Source organism: Bradyrhizobium sp. KZN70725, from assembly GCF_055264925.1.
Map to the genome: position 1 here is coordinate 1 of NZ_JBUYWT010000066.1, position 25,094 is coordinate 25,094.

Annotated in this window: 27 protein-coding genes and 1 pseudogene; 21 read left to right on the top strand and 7 right to left on the bottom strand. The window is 65.8% G+C overall.

What is annotated here, in order from left to right; genetic code table 11:
* A pseudogene (locus ACZBJS_RS36355) lies at nucleotides 1-96 on the top strand (IS5/IS1182 family transposase); the annotation flags it as partial.
* 90 nt (nucleotides 97-186) lie between these two features.
* Here ACZBJS_RS36355 and ACZBJS_RS36360 read toward each other — a convergent pair.
* From ACZBJS_RS36360 to ACZBJS_RS36370, 3 genes are all read right to left on the bottom strand, one after another.
* Nucleotides 187-570, bottom strand: coding sequence for a carboxymuconolactone decarboxylase family protein (locus ACZBJS_RS36360; RefSeq protein ID WP_028336796.1), 384 nt, complete (start codon nucleotides 568-570; stop codon nucleotides 187-189).
* Nucleotides 571-823: 253 nt separating this feature from the next.
* Nucleotides 824-1,606: a 3-oxoadipate enol-lactonase gene (gene pcaD / locus ACZBJS_RS36365; protein ID WP_092090128.1), complete on the bottom strand. Its 783-nt coding sequence runs from the start codon at nucleotides 1,604-1,606 to the stop codon at nucleotides 824-826.
* Nucleotides 1,607-1,689: 83 nt separating this feature from the next.
* Entirely contained in the window at nucleotides 1,690-3,045 is a 1,356-nt protein-coding gene (locus ACZBJS_RS36370; protein WP_316398284.1) for a 3-carboxy-cis,cis-muconate cycloisomerase, read from the bottom strand.
* 210 nt (nucleotides 3,046-3,255) lie between these two features.
* Between ACZBJS_RS36370 and ACZBJS_RS36375 the strand changes: the two genes are divergently transcribed.
* From ACZBJS_RS36375 to ACZBJS_RS36415, 9 genes are all read left to right on the top strand, one after another.
* Nucleotides 3,256-3,702, top strand: coding sequence for an SRPBCC family protein (locus tag ACZBJS_RS36375; protein WP_016840413.1), 447 nt, complete (start codon nucleotides 3,256-3,258; stop codon nucleotides 3,700-3,702).
* 155 nt (nucleotides 3,703-3,857) lie between these two features.
* Nucleotides 3,858-4,343, top strand: a complete 486-nt coding sequence (locus ACZBJS_RS36380; RefSeq protein WP_028336799.1) for a (2Fe-2S)-binding protein — start codon at nucleotides 3,858-3,860, stop codon at nucleotides 4,341-4,343.
* Between the two features lie 36 nt (nucleotides 4,344-4,379).
* Nucleotides 4,380-5,186: an FAD binding domain-containing protein gene (locus ACZBJS_RS36385; RefSeq protein ID WP_316398285.1), complete on the top strand. Its 807-nt coding sequence runs from the start codon at nucleotides 4,380-4,382 to the stop codon at nucleotides 5,184-5,186.
* 48 nt (nucleotides 5,187-5,234) lie between these two features.
* The gene (locus ACZBJS_RS36390; protein WP_076828515.1) at nucleotides 5,235-6,140 is read left to right on the top strand and encodes an AAA family ATPase; all 906 of its coding nucleotides are present in this window, start codon (nucleotides 5,235-5,237) and stop codon (nucleotides 6,138-6,140) included.
* Between the two features lie 105 nt (nucleotides 6,141-6,245).
* Nucleotides 6,246-7,448 carry a vWA domain-containing protein gene (locus ACZBJS_RS36395; protein WP_028336802.1) on the top strand — a complete coding sequence of 401 codons (1,203 nt, stop codon included), beginning with the start codon at nucleotides 6,246-6,248 and terminating at the stop codon, nucleotides 7,446-7,448.
* Between the two features lie 12 nt (nucleotides 7,449-7,460).
* Nucleotides 7,461-7,784 carry an XdhC family protein gene (locus tag ACZBJS_RS36400; protein WP_018272401.1) on the top strand — a complete coding sequence of 108 codons (324 nt, stop codon included), beginning with the start codon at nucleotides 7,461-7,463 and terminating at the stop codon, nucleotides 7,782-7,784.
* 2 nt (nucleotides 7,785-7,786) lie between these two features.
* Entirely contained in the window at nucleotides 7,787-8,488 is a 702-nt protein-coding gene (locus tag ACZBJS_RS36405; protein ID WP_316398286.1) for an XdhC family protein, read from the top strand.
* Entirely contained in the window at nucleotides 8,485-10,089 is a 1,605-nt protein-coding gene (locus ACZBJS_RS36410) for an NTP transferase domain-containing protein (RefSeq protein WP_076828520.1), read from the top strand. The genes ACZBJS_RS36405 and ACZBJS_RS36410 overlap by 4 nt, the downstream gene beginning before the upstream one ends.
* A gap of 278 nt (nucleotides 10,090-10,367) precedes the next feature.
* Nucleotides 10,368-10,718 carry a DUF4189 domain-containing protein gene (locus tag ACZBJS_RS36415; RefSeq protein WP_371852140.1) on the top strand — a complete coding sequence of 117 codons (351 nt, stop codon included), beginning with the start codon at nucleotides 10,368-10,370 and terminating at the stop codon, nucleotides 10,716-10,718.
* A 45-nt stretch (nucleotides 10,719-10,763) separates the two neighbouring features.
* Here the strand turns inward: ACZBJS_RS36415 and ACZBJS_RS36420 are convergent, their stop codons facing one another.
* A complete protein-coding gene (locus ACZBJS_RS36420) occupies nucleotides 10,764-11,981 on the bottom strand; it encodes an NAD(P)/FAD-dependent oxidoreductase (RefSeq protein WP_316398287.1) in 1,218 nt (405 codons plus the stop codon).
* 310 nt (nucleotides 11,982-12,291) lie between these two features.
* Between ACZBJS_RS36420 and ACZBJS_RS36425 the strand changes: the two genes are divergently transcribed.
* Nucleotides 12,292-12,702: a DUF2000 family protein gene (locus ACZBJS_RS36425; protein WP_057018434.1), complete on the top strand. Its 411-nt coding sequence runs from the start codon at nucleotides 12,292-12,294 to the stop codon at nucleotides 12,700-12,702.
* 28 nt (nucleotides 12,703-12,730) lie between these two features.
* On the opposite strand, the gene ACZBJS_RS36430 is transcribed toward ACZBJS_RS36425, so the two are convergent.
* Nucleotides 12,731-13,519, bottom strand: coding sequence for a bestrophin-like domain (locus ACZBJS_RS36430; RefSeq protein WP_463439914.1), 789 nt, complete (start codon nucleotides 13,517-13,519; stop codon nucleotides 12,731-12,733).
* 352 nt (nucleotides 13,520-13,871) lie between these two features.
* Here ACZBJS_RS36430 and ACZBJS_RS36435 point away from each other — a divergent pair, with 352 nt between their 5' ends.
* The 6 genes from ACZBJS_RS36435 (at nucleotide 13,872) to ACZBJS_RS36460 (ending at nucleotide 20,048) form a co-directional block, all read left to right on the top strand.
* Nucleotides 13,872-14,606: a TetR/AcrR family transcriptional regulator gene (locus ACZBJS_RS36435; protein ID WP_316398289.1), complete on the top strand. Its 735-nt coding sequence runs from the start codon at nucleotides 13,872-13,874 to the stop codon at nucleotides 14,604-14,606.
* Entirely contained in the window at nucleotides 14,603-15,388 is a 786-nt protein-coding gene (locus ACZBJS_RS36440) for an HlyD family secretion protein (RefSeq protein ID WP_038388292.1), read from the top strand. Before ACZBJS_RS36435 ends, ACZBJS_RS36440 begins: the two co-directional genes overlap by 4 nt.
* The gene (locus ACZBJS_RS36445) at nucleotides 15,385-16,344 is read left to right on the top strand and encodes an ABC transporter ATP-binding protein (RefSeq protein ID WP_316398290.1); all 960 of its coding nucleotides are present in this window, start codon (nucleotides 15,385-15,387) and stop codon (nucleotides 16,342-16,344) included. The genes ACZBJS_RS36440 and ACZBJS_RS36445 overlap by 4 nt, the downstream gene beginning before the upstream one ends.
* Nucleotides 16,345-16,375: 31 nt before the next feature.
* A complete protein-coding gene (locus ACZBJS_RS36450) occupies nucleotides 16,376-17,539 on the top strand; it encodes an ABC transporter permease (RefSeq protein WP_316398291.1) in 1,164 nt (387 codons plus the stop codon).
* Between the two features lie 113 nt (nucleotides 17,540-17,652).
* Nucleotides 17,653-18,966, top strand: coding sequence for an adenylate/guanylate cyclase domain-containing protein (locus tag ACZBJS_RS36455; protein ID WP_463439915.1), 1,314 nt, complete (start codon nucleotides 17,653-17,655; stop codon nucleotides 18,964-18,966).
* A 164-nt stretch (nucleotides 18,967-19,130) separates the two neighbouring features.
* Nucleotides 19,131-20,048 carry a PhzF family phenazine biosynthesis protein gene (locus ACZBJS_RS36460; RefSeq protein WP_463439916.1) on the top strand — a complete coding sequence of 306 codons (918 nt, stop codon included), beginning with the start codon at nucleotides 19,131-19,133 and terminating at the stop codon, nucleotides 20,046-20,048.
* On the opposite strand, the gene ACZBJS_RS36465 is transcribed toward ACZBJS_RS36460, so the two are convergent.
* Both ACZBJS_RS36465 and ACZBJS_RS36470 read right to left on the bottom strand, forming a co-directional pair.
* Nucleotides 20,045-20,506 carry a DUF488 domain-containing protein gene (locus ACZBJS_RS36465; RefSeq protein ID WP_057018441.1) on the bottom strand — a complete coding sequence of 154 codons (462 nt, stop codon included), beginning with the start codon at nucleotides 20,504-20,506 and terminating at the stop codon, nucleotides 20,045-20,047. The genes ACZBJS_RS36460 and ACZBJS_RS36465 overlap by 4 nt on opposite strands.
* Before the next feature lie 10 nt (nucleotides 20,507-20,516).
* Entirely contained in the window at nucleotides 20,517-21,365 is an 849-nt protein-coding gene (locus tag ACZBJS_RS36470; protein WP_316398294.1) for a DUF72 domain-containing protein, read from the bottom strand.
* A gap of 139 nt (nucleotides 21,366-21,504) precedes the next feature.
* On the opposite strand from ACZBJS_RS36470, the gene ACZBJS_RS36475 reads away from it, so the two are divergent.
* The 4 genes from ACZBJS_RS36475 to ACZBJS_RS36490 all read left to right on the top strand — a co-directional run bounded on the left by ACZBJS_RS36475 (nucleotide 21,505) and on the right by ACZBJS_RS36490 (nucleotide 25,042).
* Nucleotides 21,505-21,876, top strand: coding sequence for a hypothetical protein (locus ACZBJS_RS36475; RefSeq protein ID WP_028339943.1), 372 nt, complete (start codon nucleotides 21,505-21,507; stop codon nucleotides 21,874-21,876).
* 67 nt (nucleotides 21,877-21,943) lie between these two features.
* Nucleotides 21,944-22,150 (top strand): hypothetical protein, encoded by a 207-nt coding sequence (locus ACZBJS_RS36480; RefSeq protein WP_057018442.1) that lies wholly within the window; start codon nucleotides 21,944-21,946, stop codon nucleotides 22,148-22,150.
* A 248-nt stretch (nucleotides 22,151-22,398) separates the two neighbouring features.
* The gene (locus ACZBJS_RS36485; protein WP_057018443.1) at nucleotides 22,399-23,532 is read left to right on the top strand and encodes a glycosyltransferase; all 1,134 of its coding nucleotides are present in this window, start codon (nucleotides 22,399-22,401) and stop codon (nucleotides 23,530-23,532) included.
* A 7-nt stretch (nucleotides 23,533-23,539) separates the two neighbouring features.
* A complete protein-coding gene (locus ACZBJS_RS36490; protein WP_463439917.1) occupies nucleotides 23,540-25,042 on the top strand; it encodes a glycosyltransferase family 39 protein in 1,503 nt (500 codons plus the stop codon).
* The last annotated feature ends 52 nt before the right edge of the window (nucleotides 25,043-25,094 follow it).

Here is a 25,094-nt window from a genome sequence, read left to right on the forward strand (position 1 = left end):
AAGCAGTTCCGACGTGTCGCAACCCGCTTCGAAAAAACGGCCCGGAATTACCGGGCCGTCGTCACTCTCGCTGCCATTGTTCTATGGATGCGCTAGTGTCCACACCACCTAAAGCGCGATAGTCTTCGCGCTTTAGTCGTTTTTTTCGCATGATCTTTTCGGAAAACCGCTTCGCACTTTTCCGGATCATGCTCCTAGCTCGGCAATGATCGCGCCGGCTTCCTTGACGGCGTGATTGGCCGCGGGCACGCCGCAATAGATCGCCTGCTGCAGCAGGATCTCCTTGATGTCCTCGGGCGTGAAGCCGCCCTCGGCGAGCGCGGCGCGCACATGCAGGCGGAATTCGTCCCACTGGCCGAGCGCGACCATGGTGCCGATCACAAGCACGCGCCGGGTGCGGTGATCGAAATGCGGCCGGGTCCAGATGTCGCCCCACGCATAGCGCGTGATCAGGTCCTGGAAGTCGGTGTTGAACGCGTTGCGGTTCTTGATCGACTTGTCGACCCATTCATTGCCGAGCACCTTGCGGCGCTGCGTCATGCCGTCGTCGCGGCGCTGATTGTCGTCCATGGATGTCTCCTCATGAAATCGTAGCCCGGATGGAGCGCAGCGCAATCCGGGGCTTCAGCGTTGGCCGAAAGACTTGTCCCGGATTTCGCTTCGCTGCATCCGGGCTGCGTGCTGATTGTCGCCCATAGAGCATCTTTCCCGGTTACGTCATTCCGGGGCGGTCCGCAGGACCGAACCCGGAATCTCGAAGTTATGGATGCGGATCGAGATTCCGGGTTCGATGCTTCGCATCGCCCCGGAATGACGATGACCGTTACCGTTGCGTCAGGAAGCCGACCACGGCCTCGGTGAAGGCGTGCGACTGCTCGACGTTGGAAATGTGCGCGGCATCGAGCAGCGTCATGCTGGCGCCGGGAATGCCGCTGCGGATCATTTCGCCTGCCGACACCGGCGTTGCCATGTCCTGCTTTCCCGCGATCACCAGGGTCGGGCTCTTGATCTTCGGCAGCAGGGCGCGTTGGTCGAGTGTCGATAGCGCCTCGCAGCAGGCGAGATAGCCTTCGACCGGCGAGGCAATCAGCATCGCCTTCATGCGCGCCGCGGTTTCCGGCTCGCGCTCGCGGAAATCGGCGGTCAGCCAGCCGGCGATCACGGCGTCGGCGACGGCGGCGATGCCGCCTTCCTTCACCGCCTTGATGCGGTTCAGCCAGTTGGTCGGATCGGGATAGTAGCAGGCGGTGTTGGCGAGGATGATCTTGCCGAATCTTTCCGGGGCATTCGCTCCCAGCCACTGTCCGACCATGCCGCCCATTGACAGGCCGCACCAGTGCACCTTCTCGATGTTGAGGTCGTCGAGGATCGCCAGCACGTCGCGGCCGAACCGCTCCATGGAGTAGGGGCCCGCCGGCACGCCGGATTTGCCGTGACCGCGGCGGTCGTAGCGGATGACGCGGAACAGCTGCGTCAGCGCCCGCATCTGCGGCTCCCACATCTGTAAGGTGCAGCCGAGCGAGTTCGACAGCATCAAGGTCGGTCCGCCGTCGCGGCCGTCCACCTGGACGTTGAGCAGGCACCCGTCGGCGTTGATCATCGGCATCGTCTTGTCCCTCTCGTCATGCGCTTGCCGGGTCATCTGCGCGAACATGCGCTTCGCGCTGTTGCCCGGCAATGACATCGTCGCTATTTGTCATCCAGTGAAGCCAGCAGGCGGTCGATCAGCGCTTGCGAGGCGCCCTGATAGGCCATCGGCTCGAACAGCTCCGCGATTCGTTTCGCGTCGAGATGCGCGGTGACCTTGGCGTCCGCCGACAGCACCTCGCGCAGGTGCTTCTTCTCCGCGACCGCGCGCTTGCTGGCGGCCTCGATCAGATGATGGGCGTCGCTCTTTCCGATCTTGTCGGCGAGCGCAAAGGTGACGGCTTCCGCCATGATCAACCCTTGAGTCGCATCGAGATTGACGCGCATCCGCGCCGCATCGACCTCAAGCCCTTCGGCGAGATCGACGATGGCAGCAAGCGCGCCCGAGGTCACCAGCATCAGGCCCGGCAAGGTCGGCCATTCCGCATGCCACGGACCGGCGCTGCGCTCATGATCCTGCACCTGCGCGGCGAAGATCGTCGCGGCGAGATTCGGCGCCATGGTCGCAGCCCCCAGCGCGCTCGCGGCGGCGACCGGATTGCGCTTGTGCGGCATGGTGGAGGAGCCGCCGCGGCCAGCGCCGGCAGGCTCGAAGGCCTCGCCGACATCGGTCTGCATCATCAGCGAAACGTCGCGCGCGATCTTGCCGCAGCTGCCGGCGAGGATGGCGAACACCGACGCGGCCTCGGCGATGCGGTCGCGATGGGTATGCCAGGGCGCATCCGGCAGGGGCAGATCGAGCTCTTGCGCAAGGGCGGCGGCGACCGCAAGGCCCTTATCGCCGAGCGCGGCGAGCGTCCCGGCGGCGCCGCCGAATTGCAGCGCCAGCGTCTCGCGGCGCAGGCGCAGCAAGCGCTTGCGGGAGCGATGCAGCGCCGCGGCATATTCGGCGAGTTTGAGGGCGAACGGCATCGGCAGCGCGTGCTGCAGCCAGGTCCGCGCCACCACGGCGGTGTCGCGATGGGCGCGCACAAGCCCGGCGAAGCCGGCGACGGCGCGGTCGAGGTCGGCCAGCAGCGCGTCGATCCCCGCACGCAACGACAGCATCGTCGCGGTGTCGATGACGTCCTGGCTGGTCGCGCCCCAATGCACGTAGCGCGCCGCCTCGGCGTCCGCCCTGGCGACATTGGCGGTCAGGGCCTTCACCAGCGGGATCGCCAGATTGCCGGACCGCGTCGCGGCGTCGGCCAGCGCGGCCAGGTCGAATGATTCGGCCTTGCAGGCGGCGCCGATCGGTCCCGCGCCAGCTGCGGGAATCACCCCGCAGGCCACCTCGGCGCGGGCCAGCGCGGCCTCGAAATCCAGCATGTTCTGCAGCGTAGCGGCGTCGTTGCACACCGCGCGCATCGCGGCGCTCGACAGCATCGGCGCAAGCAGGGGGGAGAGGGCTGTGCTCATGGCCGGCGACCTAACCACTGTCGCGCGTCGCTGCCAATGCCCCGGGGCTGCCTGCATTTTCAACAACGGGGATTGCGCGATTTCGTGAACGATCGGCTTGGCTTGCTGCGGTTGCGAATATGCATCGCTCATCCTCCGAAGGTGCCCTTTCCTTTGTGTCCCGCCTGCTTTACTTGGGGGAAAAGGTTCTAGCGATCGAGGAGGTCCCCCATGGCCATGACAATGACCGGCGAAGTCCAGCTTGCAGCGCCGCGCCAGGCTGTGTGGGACAAGCTCAACGATCCCGAAGTGTTGAAGGCCTGCATTCCCGGCTGCGAAGAGCTGGAGAAGACCGACGAGGGCGGCTTCCGCGCCACCGCCAAGATGAAGGTCGGCCCGGTCTCCGCCCGCTTCAAGGGCAAGGTCACCTTGAGCGATCTCGACCCGCCGAACGGCTACAAGATCTCAGGCGAAGGCGAGGGCGGGGTCGCCGGCTTTGCCAAGGGCGGCGCCACCGTGGGCCTTGCAGACAAGGATGGCGGTACGCTTCTGAGCTACAATGTGGAGGCGCAGATCGGCGGCAAGCTCGCCCAGCTCGGCCAGCGCCTGATCAACGGCGCCGCCAAGAAGCTGGCCGATGAATTCTTTGCAAATTTCGCCAAGGCGGTGCAGGGTTAGCCCCGCCTTTCGGCTGGATTATTCAGGTCCGGCCATGTCCTGGAGGGGTGGCTCGAAAGGTTGCCCATCGCGGGGCGCGCCCATATTATGCCGTCTGGAATGATTTAAAACCGCCTGCTTCGCCGATATGCGGTGGCGCAGATAAGAGAGTGCTGATGGCCAAGATTTCAATGATCGTGAACGGCAACCCCGTGAACGCGAATGTCGATCCCCGTACCCTTCTGGTCCAGTTTCTGCGCGAAAACCTGCGGCTGACAGGCACCCACGTCGGCTGCGACACCTCGCAGTGCGGCGCCTGCGTCGTGCATCTGGACGGCAGGGCGGTGAAGTCCTGCACGACGCTTGCGGTGATGGCCGACGGTCACGAGGTCAAGACCATCGAGGGGCTTGCAGCCGACGGTGCGCCGCTGCATCCAATGCAGGAGGCCTTCCGCGAGCATCACGGCCTGCAGTGCGGCTTCTGCACGCCGGGCATGATCATGACCGCGGTCGACCTGGTCCATCGCAAGGGCCACGAGCTCTCCGACGAGGTGATCCGCGAGGAGCTGGAAGGCAATCTGTGCCGCTGCACCGGCTACCAGAACATCGTTGCTTCGATCGCCGCCGGCGCCAAGGCGATGGCGAAGTCGGACCTCGCCTAGTCAGCAATTCATCGCGAGCGCGATCAGGACATTCCAATGTACGAATTCAAATATCACCGTCCCGGCACCGTGCGGCAGGCCGCCAACCTGCTGATGAAGAACGAGGACGCCAAGCTGATCGCCGGCGGCCACACGCTGGTGCCGGTCATGAAGCAGCGGCTCGCCAGCCCGCCGCATCTGGTCGATCTCTCCCACATCGAAGGTCTCGACACGATCGAGATGAAGGGCCGCTCGCTGGTCATCGGCGCCACCGCCAAGCATGCCGAAGTCGCGAACTCCGCGGTCGTGGGCGAGGCGATCCCGGCGCTGGCCGAGCTTGCCGGCCTGATCGGCGATCCCGCCGTGCGCCACCGCGGCACCATCGGCGGCTCGCTCGCCAACAACGACCCGACCGCCGACTATCCGGCCGCGGTACTGGCGCTGGGCGCGACCATCGTCACCAACAAGCGCCGCCTCAAGGCCGAGGAGTATTTCCAGGGCCTGTTCTCGACCGCGCTGGAGGCCGACGAGATCATCACCAAGGTGATGTTCCCCCTGCCGAAGAAGGCGGCCTACGTCAAGTTCCGCAACCAGGCCTCGCGTTATGCGTTGGTCGGGGTGTTCGTGGCCAAGCGTCCGTCCGACGTGCGCGTCGCGGTCACCGGCGCGGGCTCCGACGGCGTCTTCCGCGTCACCGCGTTCGAGGACGCGCTGAAGAAGCGCTTCTCGCACAAGGTGCTCGACGGCATCGCGGTTTCGGCTGACGGGCTGAACAGCGACCTGCACGGCAGTGCAGAATACCGCGCGCATCTGATCGGCGTTTTGACGCGCAGGGCGGTGGAAGCCGCGAACGCCAAGGACTAAGTACCAAGGCGTGACTTTGCTGACCTCTGTTCGAAGACTGGCTGTTCCATGAGTGCATCGGCGTTACCCACTTCCGTCGATGCGCTCGAGGATCTCCTGACCTCGCGCGGCTACCTCGCCGAGCGGTCGCTCGCGACCGTGACCTATCTCGCGCTGCGGATGGGCCGGCCGCTGTTCCTCGAAGGCGAGGCCGGTGTCGGCAAGACCGAGATCGCAAAAGTGCTGTCGGCGGCGCTCGGGCGCAAGCTGATCCGCCTGCAATGCTATGAAGGCCTCGACGTCGCCTCCGCGGTCTACGAGTGGAGCAGTGCGGCGCAGATGATCGCGATCCGCCTTGCGGAGGCTTCCGGCGATACCGATCGCGACCAGCTCGCCAGCGACATTTTCGCCGAACGCTTCCTGATCAAGCGGCCGCTGCTGCAGGCGCTCGAGCCTGATGTCGCGGGTCCTCCGGTGCTGCTGATCGACGAGCTCGACCGCGCCGACGAGGCGTTCGAGGCGTATCTGCTGGAAATCCTCAGCGACTTCCAGGTCACGATTCCCGAGCTCGGCACCGTGAAGGCGCCGGCGCCGCCGATCGTGATCATCACCTCGAACCGCACGCGCGAGATTCATGACGCGCTGAAGCGGCGCTGTCTCTATCACTGGGTGGATTATCCCACAGCCGAGCGCGAGCTTGCGATCGTCAAGTCGCGGGTGCCGAACATCTCCGCCAAGCTGTCGCAGCAGGTCGTCCGCTTCGTGCAGGCGCTGCGCAACCAGGATTTCTACAAGTCGCCGGGCGTCGCCGAGACCATCGACTGGGCCACCGCGCTGTCCGAGCTCGACGCCCGCTCTCTGACCCCGCAGGTCGTCGGCGACACGCTGGGCGCGCTCTTGAAGTATCAGGACGACATCGCGCGCATGCAGGGCGATGCGTTGCAGAAGACATTGAAGGAAGCGACGAGCGACTAGCCGTCATTCCGGGGCACGCGAAGCGTGAACCCGGAATCTCGCGCCGCAATCTCCAGATTCCGGATCCGCACTTCGTGCGGTCCGGAATGACGAGGCCAAATAACAATGGCGATCAACCACCTCGCGCCTCCGACCGGCCACATGGCCGACAACGTGATCGGCTTTGCCCGCGCGCTGCGGGCGGCCGGGCTTCCCGTCGGGCCGGGCTCGGTGATCGATGCGCTCGACGCGCTGCAGCTGATCGAGGTCGGCCATCGCTCCGATTTCTACGCCACGCTGGAAGCGATCTTCGTCAAGCGCCACGAGCACGCGCTGATCTTCCGCCAGGCCTTTATGCTGTTCTTCCGCGCCGCCGAGGAGTGGAAGAGCATGCTGGATTCGGTGCCGCTGCCGGACCACGCCAGGAAGAAGCCGCCGCCGGCCTCGCGCCGCGTCCAGGAGGCGATGGCGCAGCCGGCGCGGAGCGAGGAGCGGCCGCAGGCCCAGGAGCAGGAGCTGAAGCTCTCGGTCTCCGACAAGGAGATCCTGCAGAAGAAGGATTTTGCGCAGATGACCGCGGCGGAGATCGCCGAGGTGACGCGCGAGATCGCCAAGATGCGGCTGCCGCAGGCCGAGCTCGTGACCCGCCGCTACCAGCCGGATGCGCGGGGCCTGCGGCTCGACATGCGCCGCACCGTGCGCAACTCGCTGCGCACCGGCGGCGAGATCATCGACATCCGAAAGCTCGGCCGGATCGAGAAGCCGGCGCCGATCGTGGCGCTGCTCGATATCTCGGGCTCGATGAGCGAGTACACCCGCCTGTTCCTGCATTTCCTGCATGCCATCACCGACTACCGCAAGCGGGTCTCGGTATTCCTGTTCGGCACCCGCCTGACCAATGTGACGCGGGCGTTACGGGCCCGTGACCCCGACGAGGCGCTGGCGAGCTGCTCGTCCTCGGTCGAGGACTGGGCCGGCGGGACGCGGATCGCGACCTCGCTGCACAGCTTCAACCAGCTCTGGGCCCGCCGGGTGCTCGGGCAGGGCGCCATCGTCCTCCTTATATCCGATGGACTAGAACGGGAGGCTGATGCCAAACTGGCCTTCGAGATGGACCGATTGCACCGTTCCTGCCGCCGCCTGATCTGGCTCAATCCGCTGCTGCGCTACTCCGGCTTCGAGGCCAAGGCGCAGGGCATCAAAATGATGCTGCCCCACGTTGACGAATTTCGCCCGGTGCATAACTTGACGTCCATCAAGGGCTTGATCGGGGCGCTGTCATCCCCGCCGCCGGCGCACCACCGCAGCCTGATCCGTTCTGTTGCTTGAGGAGACGCTCTCATGCTCAACCGCGACGAAGACATTCTGCAGGCCGCCGAGACCTGGCAGAAAGAGGGCCATGGCGTGGCGCTCGCCACCGTGGTCGAGACCTGGGGCTCGGCGCCGCGCCCGGCCGGCTCGAGCCTCGTCATCAATGACGACGGCACCTTCCTCGGCTCGGTCTCCGGCGGCTGCGTCGAGGGCGCGGTCGTGACGGAAGCGCTCGACGTCATCGCGAGCGGCCAGCCAAAAATGCTCGAATTCGGCGTTGCCGACGAGACCGCCTGGAATGTCGGCCTGTCCTGCGGCGGCACCATCCGCGTCTTCGTCGAGAAGGTCGGTTAGCCGTGAAACTCGAGATCCTGAAAGAGCTGAACGCCGAGCGCGCCGCGCGCCGCCCGGTGATCATCGTTACCGACACCGCCAATGGCGATCAGCGCCTGGTCAAGGCCGCGGACATCGCCGCCGATCCGCTGCGCGCCGAGCTCGCAAAGCAGCTCAGGATGGGCAAGAGCGGCAATGTCGAGGTATCAGGCAAAAAACTGTTCCTCAACGTCTACGCGCCGACCGCAAAGCTCGTGATCATCGGCGCGGTCCATATCAGCCAGGCGCTGGCGGCGCTGGCGCGCTCGCTCGACTATGACGTCACGGTGGTCGATCCGCGCACCGCGTTTGCGAGCCCGGAGCGCTTCCCCGACGTGCCGCTGGTCGCCGAATGGCCCGACGTCGCGCTGCCGCCGCTCAACGTCGATCACTACACCGCCTTCGTCGCGGTGACGCATGATCCGAAGATCGACGATCCGGCGCTGCTGCACGCCTTCGACCGCAACTGCTTCTATATCGGCGCGCTCGGATCGCGAAAGACCCACGCCAAGCGCGCCGAGCGGCTGCGCGCGCAGGGCGCCAGGGACAGCGACATCGCGCGCATCCACGCGCCGATCGGCCTCGATATCGGCGCGGTGTCGCCGTCGGAGATCGCGGTCGCGATCATGGCCGAGATCACCGCGCAGCTGCGCTTGCCCCCCAAAGAAAAAGAAGAAGCGGCATGAAATTCGGTCCCGCCAGTCCGGCCGACGCGATTGGCGGCGTCACCGTGCATACCCTCCGCCAGGGCGCGCTGGTGCTCAAGAAGGGCACCACGATCGGCCTCGCCGAGGTCGAGGCGCTGACCAAGGCCGGCGTCGACGAGATCGTCGTGGTGCGGCTCGACGAGGGCGACGTCTCCGAGGACGCCGCGGCCGCCAGCATCGCGCAGGCGGTGGCCGGCGACGGCGTCAACGTCGAGCGCGCCTTCACCGGCCGCGCCAATCTGTTCGCGGCGCGCCCCGGCGTGCTGGTGATCGATCGCGCCGCGGTCGACCGTATCAACGACGTCGACGAGGCTATCACCTTCGCAACTCTCGCCGCGTTCAAGCCGGTGGTCGAGGGCGAGATGATCGCGACCGTCAAGCTGATCCCGTTCGGCGTCGAGGGGCGCTTACGCGATGCCGCCGTCGCGGTCGCCGGCAAGGATACGCTGCGGATCGCGCCCTATGTGATCCAGAAGGTCGGCGTGGTCTCGACGCTGCTGCCGGGCCTTGCGCCGAAGGTGATCGATAAGACGCTGCGCGTCACCGCCGAACGGCTCGCGCCGGCCGGCGCCACCATCATCGCCGAGCGCCGCGTGCCGCATGACGAGACGGTGCTGGCGGCCTCGATCAAGGAATTGCTCGGGCTCGGCGCCGAGCTCGTCATCGTGTTCGGCGCGTCCGCGATCGCCGATCGCCGCGATGTCATTCCCGCTGCAATCACTGAGATCGGCGGCGCGGTCGAGCATTTCGGCATGCCGGTCGATCCCGGCAATCTGCTGCTGATCGGCAGCGCCGGCGGCGTGCCGGTGCTGGGCGCGCCGGGCTGCGCGCGCTCGCCGGTCGAGAACGGCTTTGACTGGGTCTTGATGCGGCTGCTCGCCGGCATCAAGGTGACGCGATCGGATCTCACCGGCATGGGCGTCGGCGGCCTGTTGATGGAGATCGTGACGCGGCCGCAGCCGCGCACCGTGCCGGACACCGAAGGCAACCGCAACGTCGCCGCGATCGTGCTTGCCGCCGGCCGCTCGACCCGGATGGGCGGCCCGAACAAGCTGCTCGCCGAGCTCGACGGCAAGAAGCTCGCGCGCATCGTCGCCGAGCAAGCGCTGGCCTCGAAGGCTTCCGAGGTCATCGTCGTCACCGGGCATCAGGCCGAGCTGGTCGAGCAGGCGCTCGATGGCCTCAAGGTCAAATTCGTCCGCAACCCGGATTTCGCCGGCGGCCTCGCCAGCTCGGTGAAGGCGGGCATTGCGGCGGTGTCCGACAGCGCCGACGGCGCGATCGTCTGCCTCGGCGACATGCCGCTGATCGATGCGAAGCTGATCGATCGCCTGATCGAGACCTTCGCGCCGGACCGCGGCCATCTGATCGCGGTCCCGGTCAGTGAGGGCCGCCGCGGCAATCCGGTGCTGTGGTCGCGGCGCTTTTTCAAGGAGCTGATGACGCTCGACGGCGACATCGGCGCGCGTCACTTGATCACCAAGCATGCCGAGGTAGTCGCCGAGGTCCCGGTCGACGGCGACAGCGCCTTCCTCGACATCGACACGCCGCAGGCGCTGGAAGCGGCAAGACAGGGCTGAACATTCTCCGCGTCGTCCCGGCGAAGGCCGGGACCCATTACCACCAATCGTTGTTGTTGGTGGGATAGCGGCCAGAGCCTCGCGCAATCATCACCATCGGTGGCTATGGGTCCCGGCCTTCGCCGGGACGACGAGTGGATAGAATTCGCTCTCAACCCGTCATTCACCATCTGGAAACGACCCCTGCGTACAGTCCGCGCCGGGCTTTGGGGGATTTCCGCTTGATCATTTCGACCGCCGTCGCGCAGCGTCGCGCGTTGACGATTCTCGTCCTGACATTGCTGCTCGGCGCCACGCGTTTCTCCGTGGAAACCTTCGTGCCCAAGGCGCGCGCGGCCGGCGCGTTCGCGGTCGGCAAGTGCGGGGCCTATGGCCAGGCCTACGACTATCCGGCGGAAGGCGCGGCGCGCGCCGCCGCGCTGAAGCAGTGCAAGGGCGATTGCACCACCGTGACCATGAAGCGGGCCTGCGCCGCGCTCTCGATCGACATGAAGAATCCCTGCGGCGCCCATGGCTATGCCGTGGCGCCGAAGATCTCGAGCTCGCTCAATGCCGCGACCAGGAAGTGCTACGACTATGGCGGCAAGGAATGCGTGATCCGCGCCTGGGCCTGCGACGCCAAGGGGTAGGGCAGTCGCCGCAATCCGCCTGGTGGGCAAAGCGCGCTGCCGCGCTCAGACGGCGCCATAAAAGTGCCGGTATTGCCAGGCGGCGTCGCGCTCCAATTGGTCTTCGGACCACGATTGGTCTTTGAACCGCATGACCGACATCGGCGATAGATCGACGGGCGGCTTGCCGTCCACGATCCAGGCCGCAAGCGCCTCGCCGACGGTCGGCGAGATCGACAGACCGGCGACGTTGCACCCGCTCGCAAAATAGAAGCCGGTCACGCCGGCGGCCGGGCCGAGAATATGATGGCCGTCGGCGGTCATGGTCGGAATGCCGCCGCGAAACTCCCGCACCTTGGCGGTTTGCAGGAACGGGAGCTGGTCCTTGACCTCATCGGCGGCGGCATGAAGCACGCCGATGTCGAGCGGCATGTCCTTGACGTCGAAGCCGGCCCCAAGCGACTGCATATCGAAGAAGCGCGGCGTTTCCTCGTAGACACCCCACAGGAAGCCGCCCTGACATGGGCGGGCATACACCGCAGCATCCATGATGCGGATCATCGGCAGGTCGGCCCGCGCGCCATCCAAAGGCTCGGTCACGATCAACTGCTGCCGGGTCGGCACCAGCGGCACGCGGATCCCGCTCGCCTCCGCGACCTGCCGTGTCCACGCGCCGGCCGCATCGACGACAACCGGACTTTCAATGACGCCGTTCGCGGTGGTCAAGCCGATCACGGTGCCGCCGACGATGTTGACGGCGCGCACGTCAGTCTTCGGCAGCAAGGTTGCACCGTTGGCCGCGGCGGCTGTGGCGAAACCGACGGCAACCTGCGCCGGGTCGAAATACCGGTCGTCGCCGATCCGCATCGCCGCAACGACGCCCGTCGGCTGCAAGAACGGATTGAGAGCGCTCGCCTGTTCCGGAGAGATCAGCTCGACGTCGAGGCCGGTGCTGCGTCCGCGCTCGAAGTCGTCCTCGATCACTTCGGCGTCCTGCGGCCGGCGCGCAACCTTGAGGCTGCCCGAATGCACCCAGTCGAGCGGCTGGCCGGTTTCTTCCGTGAACGCCTCGATCTTGCGGCATGCGTCCTTGATGAGGCCAATCATCAAGTCGCTCTTGCGCGCACAACTCACCATGCCTGCCGCGCGGGGCGAGGTTTGCGATCCGATCTCATGCTTGTCGACAAGGGCGACGCTGAGACCTCCACGCTTGCTCAGGTAATAGGCTGTGGCCGCGCCCAATCCGCCCGAACCAATAACAACAACATCGGCCTTGCTGATCATGATGCAATGCCCTGAAATATGCTGATGGTCATCGAACGCCCGAAGCCTACTACGCGGCGCAGGAGCTGACTATCGCTTTCCGTCCCGGCACGGATCTGGCCTTTGCGACGTCGCACGGCTAGCGGTCGACGTGTGGGTTGAGCTTCTTCGCCGCAGCGATATCAGCTTCGCCAGCCGCGACGTCGCCCTTCGGGCGGGCAGGGTCCGCCCGTGGGTTGCTCAAGAAACTAACGTCAGCGCCTGGCGGGCAGATGAGGGATGCGCGGTCAGAACTGGCGTTTGTCGTCAACCTGCGGATAGATTTATCGCCATGCAGTTCGACACCAAGATCGCGGTCGTGATCCGCACCGACCTGGAAGTCTGGCAGAAGCTCAACGTGGCGTCGTTTCTTGCCGGCGGCATCGCGGCTTCCTTTCCCGAATGCATCGGCGAGAATTACGAGGACGGCTCGGGGACCAGATATCTCTCTTTGATCGGCCAGCCGATCCTGATCTACGGCGCCGACGGGCCTGCGCTGTCGCGGGCTCTGGAACGCGCGCTGGCGCGCAACGTGCAGCCGGCGCTCTACACCGAGGACATGTTCAAGACGACGCATGACGCCGCCAACCGCGAGGTGGTGAAGGCGGTCGTGCGCAGCGAGCTCAACCTGGTCGGCCTCGCCATTCGCGCCGAGCGCAAGGTGGTCGACAAGATCCTCGATGGGTTGAAGTTTCACACCTAGCGGACAGCGCGCGTGTGCGGTCCGGCGCTTATCGGCTAGCCTCCTTGTCCGGCATGATCTGCAGCAACGGCGTCGGCGCAATCGATATCTGGCCGGTGAATGGTCGATCGTGCGCGGCAATCAGCAGAACCGATGTGGCCACGCCGGTCGCGAACAGTCCCATCGCGATGGCGGATCCCAACCGGTTGTCGCAGTGAACAAGGGCAATGACCAATAGCTCGCAGATGGCCTGAAGGTAGAGGCACCACCATTTGATCGAGTCGACCTCCGTCTGGCTGACGATGATCCGTTGTCGTCGCGCATCGAGTGCCGAATTCAGATTGGTGATGATCTCGTGCTGCGTCGTCTGCTGGCCCGGGTTTTGCGCGGGCGTTGATACGACAAGCCGCAGCGCCGCGGTCAGCGCGGGGGGCGCTGCCTTGAGCGATGCAGCCTGGCGCGCCATCATCGGCCATTCCACGGCGACCGTTTCCTCGACGTAGTCGCGAACGAGGCCGCGCAGGCGCGTCTCCTGCTCCGGCGGCAGGCCGCTGGCGAGCAGGGTGACGGCGCGCAGCGAACTGGCTTCGCGGCTCACCGCCGCGGTGGCGCGATCACTGTCACTCCAGACCTGTGCCGCGGTGAACGCGACAAACAGGCCGAAAAGGATGCCGAGCACCGGCAACATGCCGGGAGAGATCGATTTGAAAGACGTTGCGCGCTCCTTGGTCGACAGGATCGCAACGCCTGCGAAAATGAGAACGGCAACAAGATAGGTGAAGCCGAAGACGATGAAGGCCATCCACGGCACAGAAAGGTTGTGTAACCAATCGCTCATTGGTGTTCCCCCAGCGGACCGCTTGTATCAAATTCCCCCCAATCTCGCCGGGGAGAGCACGAAGTGAGCCGTAGCGCATCGCGCAGGCAAAGCCGGATTGCTCCGGTTACACCTGTGGTGCCACCCCTGTGCCTTTTTGTTGCACAGGGCCCGCGGGTGCGATCGGCACCCGGCTTTCCCAGCGCCCACTGTTCCCCAGAGGGGCGGAAATAAGCAGCAAATTCGGGCATTTGCGCCGCGAGATCGCGAATCTATGCGCACCCTGAGGGGCCGGGAAGGCCGACAGGAACGCTTCCGGCCGGCAGGCGTTTTCTCTGAACACATTGACAATGACTGACTGGTCAGTCATATTATGACCATGACAGAGCGCATCGAAAAGACGACCCGCTCCCGGCCCGCCAGGCGCCGGGCCACCGCGATCCGGGCTGCCGCGGCGAGGATCCCGAAGGTGGCCTCGGCAAAGCTGCCCGAGGCCAAGCCTGCTGCGAACCGCGCCGAGAAATCGGCGGAGCGGCGCGCTGCGATCGTCGAGGCGGCGATGGACGAGTTCATTGCGCGCGGCTTTGCCGCAACGCGGCTCGACGATGTCGCCAGGCGGGCGGGCGTCGCGAAGGGCACGCTCTATCTGTACTTCAAGGACAAGGAGTCGATGTTCGAGGAGTTGATCCGCACCGCAGTCGTGCCCTTGGTCAATCGCATGGCCGCGCCGCCCACCATCACCGGCCCGGTGCGCGATGCGGTGGAGAGGTTTGCCGAGACCTTCATCCGCGAGATCGTGTCGACCCGGCGCGGCGACATCGTCCGTTTGATCGTCTCCGAAGGGCCGCGCTTCCCGACGATCGCCGACTTCTATTTCCGCGAGGTGGTGTCGAAGGGGATGGCCGCGATGCAGGCGCTGATCCAGCTTGCGATCACGCGCGGCGAGATCAGGCAGCGCCAACTCGCGCAGTTTCCGCAACTCGTCGTGGCGCCCGCGATCGTCGCGGTGATCTGGCAGGGCCTGTTTGCCCGGCACGCGCCGCTCGATGCCCTCGCGATGTTCAAGGTTCATCTCGATCTGATCTTCGGCGAACGGAGCAAGCCATGACCGGCTCGCGCATGATGAAGCTCGTGACCGCAGTCGTGCTGGCGGCGGCGCTGGCCGGTTGCCAGGAGAAGCGTGATCCCGGCTTCCAGGGCTGGGTCGAGGCCGACATGATCTTCGTCAGCCCCGATGAATCCGGCCGCGTCATCAAGCTCAATGTGCGCGAAGGCGACGAGGTCAAGCCCGGCGATCTGCTCTATTCGGTCGACGACGATTTGCAGCGCGCCGATCTCAACCAGAACAATGCGACCCTCGCCAATGCGCGGCAGAGCTATGACCGCGCGGCCTCGCTGCGCGGCACCGGCGCCGGCACCCAGGCCAATCTGGATTCCGCGGTCTCGGCGCTGCGCGTCGCGGAGGCGCGGGTCAACACCTCGCAGACCCGGCTCGACCGTCGCAAGGGCTTTGCGCCGATCGCGGGCTCGATCCAGCAGATCTATTTCCGCGAGGGCGAGATGGTGCAGGCGCAGCGCCCGGTGCTGTCGATCATGCCGCCCGGCAACATGAAGCTGCGCTTCTTCGTGCCGGAGGCCGAGCTGCCGAAGCTTGCGCTCGGCGACGAGGTGAGGGTGACCTGCGATAATTGCGCCGCCGACCTCACGGCAAAGATCTACTTCATCGCCACCACGGCGGAGTACACGCCGCCGGTCATCTACAGCCTCGATGAGCGCAACAAGCTGGTCTATCTGATCCAGGCGCGGCCGAGCCGGCCCGATGTGCTGCGCGTCGGTCAGCCGATCAGCATCTACCTCAATCCCAAGACGCCGGTGGCGGAGCGCAGATGAACGGCGGCTCCACCAGCGCGCGGTCCAACGCACCCTCCATCGCGATCGATGTGAAGGGCCTGACCAAGTCGTTTGGCGGACGCGAGGTCGTCCATGACCTGTCGATGCAGGTCAAGCGCGGCTCGATCTACGGCTTCCTCGGTCCCAACGGCAGCGGCAAGACCACGACCATCCGCATCCTGTGCGGCCTGCTGACGCCCGACAGCGGCGAGGGCACCTGCCTCGGCTACGACATCCGGCGCGATGCCGACAAGATCAAGCGCAAGGTCGGCTACATGACGCAGCGCTTCAGCCTCTACCAGGATCTGTCGGTGCGCGAGAATCTCGAATTCGTGGCGCGGCTCTATGGCATGCCGGACGCGCGCGGCGCCGCGGCCGACATGATCGCGCGGATCGGGCTGAAGGGCCGCGAGGAGCAGCTCGCCGCCGACCTTTCCGGCGGCTGGAAGCAGCGGCTCGCGCTCGGCGCCTGCACGCTGCCCAATCCGCAATTGCTGCTGCTCGACGAGCCGACCGCCGGCGTCGATCCCAAGGCGCGGCGCGATTTCTGGAACGAGATCCACGCGCTCGCCGCCGAAGGCCTCACCGTGCTGGTCTCGACCCATTACATGGACGAGGCCGAGCGCTGTCACGAGATCGCCTACATCGCCTACGGTCATCTCTTGGCCCATGGCACGGTGGACGAGGTGATCGCGGCGTCCGCGCTGTCGACCTGGACGGTGACGGGCGAGGATTTCAACGGCCTGATGGCCGAGCTCACGGACAAGCCCGGCGTCGACATGGTGGCGCCGTTCGGCACCAGCCTGCACGTCTCCGGCCGCGACAAGGCGGCGCTCGAGGCCGCGATCGCGCCCTATCGGGACAATTCGAAGTGGCATTGGCAGGCCAGCGAGCCGTCGCTCGAAGACGTCTTCATCGATCTGATGGGGCGCTCCAAGGATAATTTCCAAGGATAACTTTCAAGGATAATCTCCAGGGATAATTGCGATGAGCGCAACGGAAACGATCCAGAACAGCGAGGCGAGGGAGCCGGCATTCGGCTTCTGGCGGCGCAGCTACGCGATGCTGGTCAAGGAGTTCATCCAGCTTCGCCGCGACCGCGTCTCTTTCGCCATGATCATCATGCTGCCGGTCATGCAGCTGACGTTGTTTGGCTACGCCATCAACACCACGCCGCGCAATCTGCCGACCGCGGTGCTGACCCAGGAAGACAGCGATCTCGGCCGTTCGATCCTGAAGGCGATGGAGAACACCGCCTATTTCCATTTTGTCCGCGAGGTCCACACCGTCGAGGAATTCGACGAGCTGCTGCAATCCGGCAAGGTGCTGTTCGGCGTCGAAATCCCGCGCGGCTTCGAGCGCGCGGTGCGGCGCGGCGACAGACCGGCGCTGCTGGTCGCCGCCGATGCCACCGACCCGGTCGCGTCGGGCTCGGCGCTCGGCGCACTCGGGCCGCTGGTGCAATCGGCGCTGGCGCATGATCTGCACGTCGGCGATCCCCCGGACATGCCGTTCGAAATCCGCGCCCACGCCCGCTACAACCCGGCGGCGGATTCGCGCCTCAATATCGTGCCCGGCCTGGTCGGGACCATCCTGACCATGACCATGCTGATCTTCACCGCGCTCTCGGTGACGCGCGAGATCGAGCGCGGCACCATGGAGAGCCTGCTGTCGATGCCGATCAAACCGGTCGAGGTGATGTTCGGCAAGATCATCCCCTATGTGCTGGTCGGCTTCATCCAGGCCACGCTGATCATCGCCATCGGCATTGTGCTGTTCGGTGTGCCGGTCCTCGGCAGCCTGACGCTGCTGGCGCTGCTCACCACACTGTTCATCACCACCAATCTGTCGATCGGCTACACCTTCTCGACCATCGTCCAGAACCAGCTGCAGGCGATGCAGCTCTCGATGATGTTCTTCCTGCCGAGCATCCTGCTGTCCGGCTTCATGTTTCCGTTCGCGGGCATGCCGGTCTGGGCGCAATATATCGGCGAGGGGCTGCCGCTGACCCATTTCGTGCGCATCGTCCGGGCCATCATGCTGAAGGGGGCGGCGATGAAGAACCTGCAATACGACACCGTCGCATTGGTCGCCCTGATGCTGTTCGCCATGACGATCGCGGTGACGCGCTTCCGCCGCACGCTCGATTGAGGCTATGATGGATGCCATCAATGATCGTCATTCCGGGGGCGATGCGAAGCATCGAACCCGGAATCTCGAGATTCCGGGTTCGCTTCGCGCCCCGGGATGACGGGGTGGGAGGCATGGCGGAATCTTCGGACAAAAGCGGCGCAGCGGCAGACACAACCGTATCCGCCGATTTCCATCACGCCCTGATGCGCGAGGTGATGACCACCGAGCTGCTCCGCATCAGGGTGCTGATCGCTACCGCCGCTGCCCTCGCGGCGATCAGTCTGCTGGTGTATTTCTTTGCGCCCGACGCGGTCAGCCGCGTCTGGCACGGCAACCTCAGCCCCGTCTACGTCTTCTACGTCACCATTCCGCTGATCCTGTTCGAGCTCTGGGTGCACGGGGCAATCAGCTGGCACATGCGCAAGGGGCGCGACCTGCCGGTGGTCCGGCGCTACATCGGCGTGCTGGTCGAGACGTCGCTGCCGACCGTCGTGCTGGCGCTGCACATGAACAGTATGGGGCCGCAGGAGGCGCTCGGCTTCGTGGCGCCGCTGATCTATTTCGTCTTCATCATCCTGTCGACGCTGCGGCTCGACTTCTGGCTCTCGACCTTCACCGGCTTCGTCGCGGCGGCCGAGCTGTTCTACATGGCGGTGTTCTTCCATCCCTCGGGCGGCGGCGCGGCCGAGACCAGCATCTACTATCACGCCGCGCGGAGCTCGATCATCCTGATCTGCGGCATGCTGGCCGGCGCGGTCGGCATGCAGCTGCGCCGGCAGTTCGCGGCCAGCATCGCGGCCGCCACCGCGCGCGATCGCATCACCAATCTGTTCGGCCAGCACGTCTCGCCGCAGGTGGTCGAACGTCTGATGACGGAGGGTGCCGGCACCGGCAGCGACATCCGCCGTGTTGCGGTGATGTTCGTGGATTTCCGTAGCTTCACGGCCGGTGCGCGCACCCGCTCGCCGCAAGAGGTGGTCGACAGGCTCGATGGCGCCTTTGCCGTGCTGGTCGATATCCTCGATCGCCATGGCGGCATCGTGAACAAGTTTTTGGGCGACGGCTTTCTCGCGCTGTTCGGTGCCCCGTTCGAGACCGGCGACGCCGCGCATCAGGCGGTCGCCGCCGCGCGTGAAATGCTCGCGGCGAACGAGCGCACCAACGCGGCGACGAGCTGGCCGCTGCGCATCGGCATCGGCATCCACATCGGCGAGGTCGTCGCCGGCAATATCGGCTCGCCCCGGCGCAAGGAATACACCGTGATCGGTGACACCGTGAATTTTGCGGCGCGGCTCGAGGCACTGAACAAGGATCTTGGCTCGCAGTTTTTGATTTCCTCCGCGGTGCGTGATGCGCTCGGCGACGACTGCAAGGACGCGGTGTCGCGCGGCGAGATCCCGGTGCGGGGCTACGAGCACCCGGTGCACGTCTGGCAGCTGGGGTAGGCGGCAACGCTCACATGATCCGAGGCAATCACGCACGTCTCTTCAAGCCGCGCGAGCTGTCTGCATGTGACTTGCCCGCGATTGTACCGAGTGCTCTGAAGGGCATCGCTCGGGCCGTGGTACGGTGACGTCATCGGAATGACCGGAGCACGAGGACAAGCAGGATGCAGCGGCGCTATATCACCGTCGACGTTTTCACCGACCGCGCCTTCGGCGGCAACCCGCTCGGCGTGGTGCTCGACGCCGAAGGGCTCTCGACCGAAGCGATGCAGGCGATCGCGACCGAGTTCAACTATTCCGAGACGACCTTCGTGCTGCCGCCGCAGGACAAGGTCAACGACGCCCAGGTTCGCATCTTCACGGTGCGCTCGGAAATTCCGTTCGCCGGCCATCCCAATGTCGGCACTGCCTTCGTGCTGGCAAGCCGGGCCGCGAAGGCGCCGGCGCGCTTGAGGTTCGAGGAGAAGGCGGGCCTCGTGCCGGTCGAGATCCTGTCCGACGGCGGCAATGTGGTCGGGGCCGAGCTGACCGCGCCGCAGGCGCTGCAGCGGACCAATGAGGTCAGCGCGGCCGCCGCCGCCGCGTGCCTGTCGCTGACGGCGGCTGATGTGAAGACCGATCGGCACGCGCCGCAGGTCGTCTCGGTCGGGCTGCCGTTCCTGGTGGTCGAGATCGCCTCGCGCGAGGCGCTGAGGCGCGCCCGGCCGGATGCTGCGGCGTTCGCCAGGACGCTGGCCGAGATCGGCCGCGACGTGGTCTATTTCTACACGCGCGACGTGCCGGCGAGCGAGCAGCCGCTCGACCTGCAGGCGCGCATGTTCCATCCGGGCGCCAGCGGCCTGTCCGAGGATCCCGCCACCGGCAGCGCGACCGCGGCTTGCGCGGCGCTGCTCGCCGATATTGATCCCGCGCGCGATGGCGAATTGCGGCTGCGGATCGGGCAGGGCGTCGACATGGGCCGGCCGAGCCTGTTGCTGACGCGCGTGCGCAAGCAAGGCGGCGCGATCACTTCGGTGCATGTCGGCGGCGGCTGCGTGACGATGATGGAGGGAACGCTGAACGTGCCGGGCGAGGCAGGCTAGAGCTGCGGTGCCGCCAGGTTCTCGATCCTGACGCCGTCGCGCTCTTCGATGATCTCGGCGATCCATCGACGGTGGCAGTGCTGGTGGTCGCGCTCGTAGCAGAGGATGCAGACCGGGCCGGACTGCTTGACCAGCGCCGACAGCTCGTCGAGCTCTTCCTTGGCCTGCGCCGTCTTCAGGTGCGCCGAATAGATCTTGTGCAGCAGCGCATATTGCCCGCTGCGTGCCGCTTCCCGTCCGCTTTTCGGGGTGCCGAGACCGCGCAGATGGACGTAGCCGATGCCGCGCTCGTCGAGACCGGCGGCGAGCTGGGTCTTGGAGAAGCCGGGCCGGCGCGAGGAGGCGATGGCGCGGACGTCGACCAGCAGCTTGACGCCGGCCTGCTCGAGCTCGTCGAGCACCGCCTTCGACGGCGTCTGCTCGTAGCCGATGGTGAACAGCTTCCTGGCCTTCGCCATCGGTTCTCGCTCACTTCACCCGTTCGATCAGCTCCATCGCGCCGGCCGGCGCGCGGACCTTGCCCTCGTGGATCACATAGGCGAACACGTCGCGCGGCGCCTTCTTGGGCGCGGTCTTCTCGACCTTCGGCAGATCGTCAGGCTCGCTGCCGGCGGCCCAGTCCTGAAACCGCTTGGCCCAGGCGTCGAGCTGCTTCGGCGGATAGCAGGTCTTCAATTCGTCATTGCCCTTCTGCAGCCGCGCATAGACGAAGTCGCTCGCGACGTCGGCGATCGCCGGATATTTGCCGTGCTCGGCGAACACCACCGGCACCTCGTGTTCGCGAATCAGGGCGACGAATTCGGGCACGCAAAAACTGTCGTGGCGGACCTCGACGACGTGGCGCAGCGCGCGGCCGTCGAGCTTGCGCGGCAGCAACTCGAGGAACTTGCCGAAATCGGCGCCGTCGAACTTCTTGGTCGGCGCGAACTGCCAGAGCACCGGCCCGAGCCGGTCCTTCAGCTCCAGCACGCCCGAATCATAGAACCGCTTCACCGAATCGCCGGCCTCGGCGAGCACGCGGCGGTTGGTGGCGAAGCGTGGTCCCTTCAGCGAGAAGATGAAGCCGTCGGGCACTTCGCTGGCCCATTTGCGAAAGCTCTCCGGCTTCTGCGAGCCGTAATAGGTGCCGTTGATCTCGATCGAGGTCAGCTTGGAGGCGGCGTAGGACAGCTCCTTCGCTTGCGCGAGCTTCTCCGGATAGAACACCCCGCGCCACGGCTCGAAGGTCCAGCCGCCGATGCCGATATAGATGTTGCCTGCGTCTGTCTTGGTTGCCTTGGTGTCTGTCTGGGTCGCCTTGGTGGGAGCTTTGGCCACGACTGCACTCATCGTGAGGGAGGGAACAGGAAGCAAGACTAATCAAAATAATTGTGATTGGCCAGTTTGCCAGATCGGCACGGCGGCGCTTATCGTCGCTGTCGCTCTTCGCTACGATGCGCCAAAATGGAGAACAACAATGCGCATGCTGGTTGCGGCCGCCCTCTTGATCATGTCCTCCGCCGCCATATCCTCCGCTGCAATGGCCGATGAGGTCGACGATGCGCACAAGCTCGCGATCACCGGCCGCGACGCCTACTGGAATTGTCTCGCCCGCGAATATCCCCGCGACAGCAACAAGGCGATGTCCGACCAGGAGTTCACCTCGCTGATCGCCAATGTCTGTCCGTCGGAGCGGCAGAACTTCCGTGTGTCGCTGATCGACTTCCTGTCGCTGCAATTTCCGAAGCAGGACGCCGACGCGAATCTGACGACCGCCAACCGTGCGATCGAGCTCGCGCAGAAGGACATCGTGACCGCCTTCACCCGGCGCAGAGCCGCGGCCAAATAGGTTCCCAAATCCTGTTGCGGCCGGCCGATTTTTGATATCAATCCGCGCAGGCGAGGGGATCATCGGCATGAGATCACAATCGACGGCAGGTTTCTTGGGCGCACTGGTCGCGGCCGTCGCGCTGGCGGCGGCGTTCATCTACGGGCCGTCGCCGAGCCAGCTCCGTAACCCGACCCGGTCCGCCGCACAGCCGCAGGCGGCTCCAGCTGCCGAGGCCGCGCCGGCAGCCCCGGCGCCACGCGGCCCGGTGATCCGGGAAGTCCCGAACAACTAGCGCCTCCTGCGCCCCTTGCGGACCGCCTGGGGCCTTCCTATCTTGCTTCCAACGGCGACGTTGCAGCTTCAGGGCTCCGGCGCCGGACGACCACGACATTGATTGGCTGCGCCGGATGTACGCGCGCCCCTTGTTCGTGGTCGTTGGCATTTTCAGGGGTGTTTTGCCCCGTTTTCCCGCTTTCCGAGCGTGCGTTTGGGTCGGCCTGCCTTGGCAGCGGGAGAGGCTGCGGCTATACGCTGGCGCTCATGAACGAAGCCATCAAGCCGAGCCCCGAAACCTCATCGCTGGCAGCAAGCTTGCCGCTGCTTTCGGTGGTCGTCCCGACCTTCAACGAACGCGACAATGTCACGGTGCTGTACCGCCGGCTCGACGCGATCCTGAAGGACGTGTCCTGGGAAGTCATCTTCGTCGACGACAATTCGCCCGACGGAACCTGGGACGTGGTGCGCGCGCTGGCGCGGAAGGATTCCCGCGTGCGCTGCATCCGTCGGATCGGCCGGCGCGGCCTGTCCGGCGCCTGCATCGAGGGCATCCTGGCCTCGAGCGCGCCCTATGCCGCGGTGATGGACGCCGACCTGCAGCATGACGAGACCCAGCTGCCGAAGATGGTGGCGCTGCTGCAGAGCGGCGAGGCCGAGCTCGTGGTCGGCAGCCGCTATATCGAGGGCTACAAGGCCGACGGCTTCAACAAGCAGCGCGCCGGCGCCAGCGCGTTTGCCACCGAGATCGCGCGCCGCGCGCTGAAGGTCGAGATCGCCGACCCCATGAGCGGCTTCTTCATGGTCCGCCGCGACCGTTTCGAGCAGCTCGCGCCGCAGCTGTCGACGCAGGGTTTCAAGATTCTGCTCGACGTCGTAGCGACCGCGGAGGGCAAGCTGCGCGCGGTCGAAATCCCCTACACCTTCGGTGCCCGCCAGCATGGCGAGAGCAAGCTCGACTCCATGGTCGCGCTCGACTTCCTCGGCCTGGTGCTGGCGAAGCTGACCAATGATCTGATCTCGCTGCGCTTCATTCTGTTCGCGGCGGTCGGCGGGCTCGGCCTGGTGGTGCACCTCACCGTGCTGTTCATCGCGCTCGAACTGTTCAAGGCGCCATTCCCGGAGGCCCAGGCCACCGGTGCGATCGTCGCCATGACCAGCAATTTCATCCTCAACAATTTCCTGACCTATCGCGATCAGCGGCTGAAGGGCTTTGGCATCCTGCGCGGCCTGCTGCTGTTCTATCTGGTCTGCAGCGTCGGCCTGCTCGCCAATGTCGGCGTCGCGTTCTCGGTCTACGACCAGGAGCCGATCTGGTGGCTGGCGGGCGCGGCCGGCGCACTGATGGGCGTGGTGTGGAATTACGCGATGTCCGGGCTGTTCGTCTGGCGCAAGCGATGACGGTGGCATGAACGCGAGCGAGGCGCGGCTGGCCCGAAACACCGCGCTTGCGGTGTGCGCGCTGGTCGTGTTGCGGCTGGCCGCCGCGGCATGGACGCCGCTGACTTTCGACGAAGCCTATTACTGGATGTGGTCGAAGTCGCTCGCCGGCGGCTATTACGACCATCCGCCGATGGTGGCGGTGGTGATCCGGCTCGGCACCATGATCGCGGGCGATACGCCGTTCGGCGTGCGGCTGGTGTCGATCCTGCTCGCACTGCCGATGAGCTGGGCGATCTACCGGGCGGCCGGCATCCTGTTCGGCGGCCGGCGCATCGCCGCGAGCGCAACGATCCTGCTCAATGTCACGCTGATGGCCGCCGTCGGCACGTTGATCGTGACGCCGGATGCGCCGCTGCTGGTCGCTGCCAGCCTCCTGCTGTACGCGCTGGCAAAGGTGCTGGAGAGCGGTCGCGGCGAATGGTGGCTTGCGGTCGGCGCCAGCGCCGGCGCGGCGCTGCTGTCGAAATACTCGGCGCTGTTCTTTGGTCCGGCGATCCTGATCTGGCTTGCGACGGTGCCGAAGCTGCGGCGCTGGTTTCTCTCGTCCTGGCTCTATCTCGGCGGTCTGGTCGCCCTCGGCCTGTTCAGCCCGGTCATCCGCTGGAATGCCGATCACCACTGGGTGTCGTTCATCAAGCAGATGGGCCGGGCGCGGATCGAGGATTTCCGGCCGACCTACATCGCCGAGCTGATCCCGACCCAGTTTGCGTTCGCAACGCCATTGGTCTTCATTCTCGGCGTGATGGGCCTCTACGCGCTCTATCGGCGCCGCGCCGGCGCGCTGGAGGCGCGCGTGCTGGTCAACACGATGTTCTGGACCATCGTGGTCTACTTCACCTGGCACGCATTGCATGCGCGGGTCGAGGCCAACTGGTTCGCGCCGGTCTATCCCGCCTTTGCCGTAGCGGCCGCGGTCGCGGCAGTCCAGGTGCAGTGGGCGCCGCGCGAGCAGCGCACGGTCGATTTCTGCCGCCGCTGGGCCGCGCCCGTCGGCGTCGTGCTGTTCGCGCTGCTGATCGTGCAGGCCAACACCGGTTTGCTCTCGGGCTACCGCCGTGACGCCACCGTGCGCAGCGTCGGTGTCGGCTGGCAGGAGCTTGCGGACGAGATCGAGGCGACCCGCGTGCGGACCGGCGCGAGCTGCGTGCTGGCGGCGGATTACGGCACCACCGGCTGGCTCGCCTTCTATCTCCCGAAGGGCACCTGCGTTGCCCAGCAGGGCCAGCGCATTCGCTGGGTCAACATGCAAGAGCCGAGCCCGGCGCAACTGGCTGGCAAGCTGCTCTATATGCACGAGGTCGAGCAGGCGATGCCGGCCTCGCTGCGCGACAATTTCGCCCATATCGAAACGGTGGCCGAAGCCAAGCGCATGCGGGGGCCGCTGACCATCGAGACCTACGCGCTCGACCTGCTGGAAGGCGCAAAGGGCGAGATCCTCGACCGTTCCTCGCCGCCGGAACTGCAATAAATCCTCGCCGTTGAGTGTCGGATCGTCCGGGGCCGGCTCGTCTTCCAGACAG

What these genes read in the sequence shown, in the direction of transcription:
- ACZBJS_RS36410 (WP_076828520.1), top strand. Translation starts at nt 8,485, where the DNA reads ATGAAATTCGGTCCCGCCAGTCCGGCCGACGCGATTGGCGGCGTCACC.
- ACZBJS_RS36465 (WP_057018441.1), bottom strand. Translation starts at nt 20,506, where the DNA reads ATGGCGAAGGCCAGGAAGCTGTTCACCATCGGCTACGAGCAGACGCCG.
- ACZBJS_RS36425 (WP_057018434.1), top strand. Translation starts at nt 12,292, where the DNA reads ATGCAGTTCGACACCAAGATCGCGGTCGTGATCCGCACCGACCTGGAA.
- ACZBJS_RS36395 (WP_028336802.1), top strand. Translation starts at nt 6,246, where the DNA reads ATGGCGATCAACCACCTCGCGCCTCCGACCGGCCACATGGCCGACAAC.
- ACZBJS_RS36445 (WP_316398290.1), top strand. Translation starts at nt 15,385, where the DNA reads ATGAACGGCGGCTCCACCAGCGCGCGGTCCAACGCACCCTCCATCGCG.
- ACZBJS_RS36460 (WP_463439916.1), top strand. Translation starts at nt 19,131, where the DNA reads ATGCAGCGGCGCTATATCACCGTCGACGTTTTCACCGACCGCGCCTTC.
- ACZBJS_RS36420 (WP_316398287.1), bottom strand. Translation starts at nt 11,981, where the DNA reads ATGATCAGCAAGGCCGATGTTGTTGTTATTGGTTCGGGCGGATTGGGC.
- ACZBJS_RS36390 (WP_076828515.1), top strand. Translation starts at nt 5,235, where the DNA reads ATGAGTGCATCGGCGTTACCCACTTCCGTCGATGCGCTCGAGGATCTC.
- ACZBJS_RS36385 (WP_316398285.1), top strand. Translation starts at nt 4,380, where the DNA reads ATGTACGAATTCAAATATCACCGTCCCGGCACCGTGCGGCAGGCCGCC.
- ACZBJS_RS36485 (WP_057018443.1), top strand. Translation starts at nt 22,399, where the DNA reads ATGAACGAAGCCATCAAGCCGAGCCCCGAAACCTCATCGCTGGCAGCA.
- ACZBJS_RS36360 (WP_028336796.1), bottom strand. Translation starts at nt 570, where the DNA reads ATGGACGACAATCAGCGCCGCGACGACGGCATGACGCAGCGCCGCAAG.
- ACZBJS_RS36370 (WP_316398284.1), bottom strand. Translation starts at nt 3,045, where the DNA reads ATGAGCACAGCCCTCTCCCCCCTGCTTGCGCCGATGCTGTCGAGCGCC.
- ACZBJS_RS36455 (WP_463439915.1), top strand. Translation starts at nt 17,653, where the DNA reads ATGGCGGAATCTTCGGACAAAAGCGGCGCAGCGGCAGACACAACCGTA.
- ACZBJS_RS36480 (WP_057018442.1), top strand. Translation starts at nt 21,944, where the DNA reads ATGAGATCACAATCGACGGCAGGTTTCTTGGGCGCACTGGTCGCGGCC.
- ACZBJS_RS36475 (WP_028339943.1), top strand. Translation starts at nt 21,505, where the DNA reads ATGCGCATGCTGGTTGCGGCCGCCCTCTTGATCATGTCCTCCGCCGCC.
- ACZBJS_RS36430 (WP_463439914.1), bottom strand. Translation starts at nt 13,519, where the DNA reads ATGAGCGATTGGTTACACAACCTTTCTGTGCCGTGGATGGCCTTCATC.
- ACZBJS_RS36435 (WP_316398289.1), top strand. Translation starts at nt 13,872, where the DNA reads ATGACCATGACAGAGCGCATCGAAAAGACGACCCGCTCCCGGCCCGCC.
- ACZBJS_RS36490 (WP_463439917.1), top strand. Translation starts at nt 23,540, where the DNA reads ATGAACGCGAGCGAGGCGCGGCTGGCCCGAAACACCGCGCTTGCGGTG.
- ACZBJS_RS36375 (WP_016840413.1), top strand. Translation starts at nt 3,256, where the DNA reads ATGGCCATGACAATGACCGGCGAAGTCCAGCTTGCAGCGCCGCGCCAG.
- ACZBJS_RS36440 (WP_038388292.1), top strand. Translation starts at nt 14,603, where the DNA reads ATGACCGGCTCGCGCATGATGAAGCTCGTGACCGCAGTCGTGCTGGCG.
- ACZBJS_RS36400 (WP_018272401.1), top strand. Translation starts at nt 7,461, where the DNA reads ATGCTCAACCGCGACGAAGACATTCTGCAGGCCGCCGAGACCTGGCAG.
- ACZBJS_RS36380 (WP_028336799.1), top strand. Translation starts at nt 3,858, where the DNA reads ATGGCCAAGATTTCAATGATCGTGAACGGCAACCCCGTGAACGCGAAT.
- ACZBJS_RS36450 (WP_316398291.1), top strand. Translation starts at nt 16,376, where the DNA reads ATGAGCGCAACGGAAACGATCCAGAACAGCGAGGCGAGGGAGCCGGCA.
- pcaD (WP_092090128.1), bottom strand. Translation starts at nt 1,606, where the DNA reads ATGCCGATGATCAACGCCGACGGGTGCCTGCTCAACGTCCAGGTGGAC.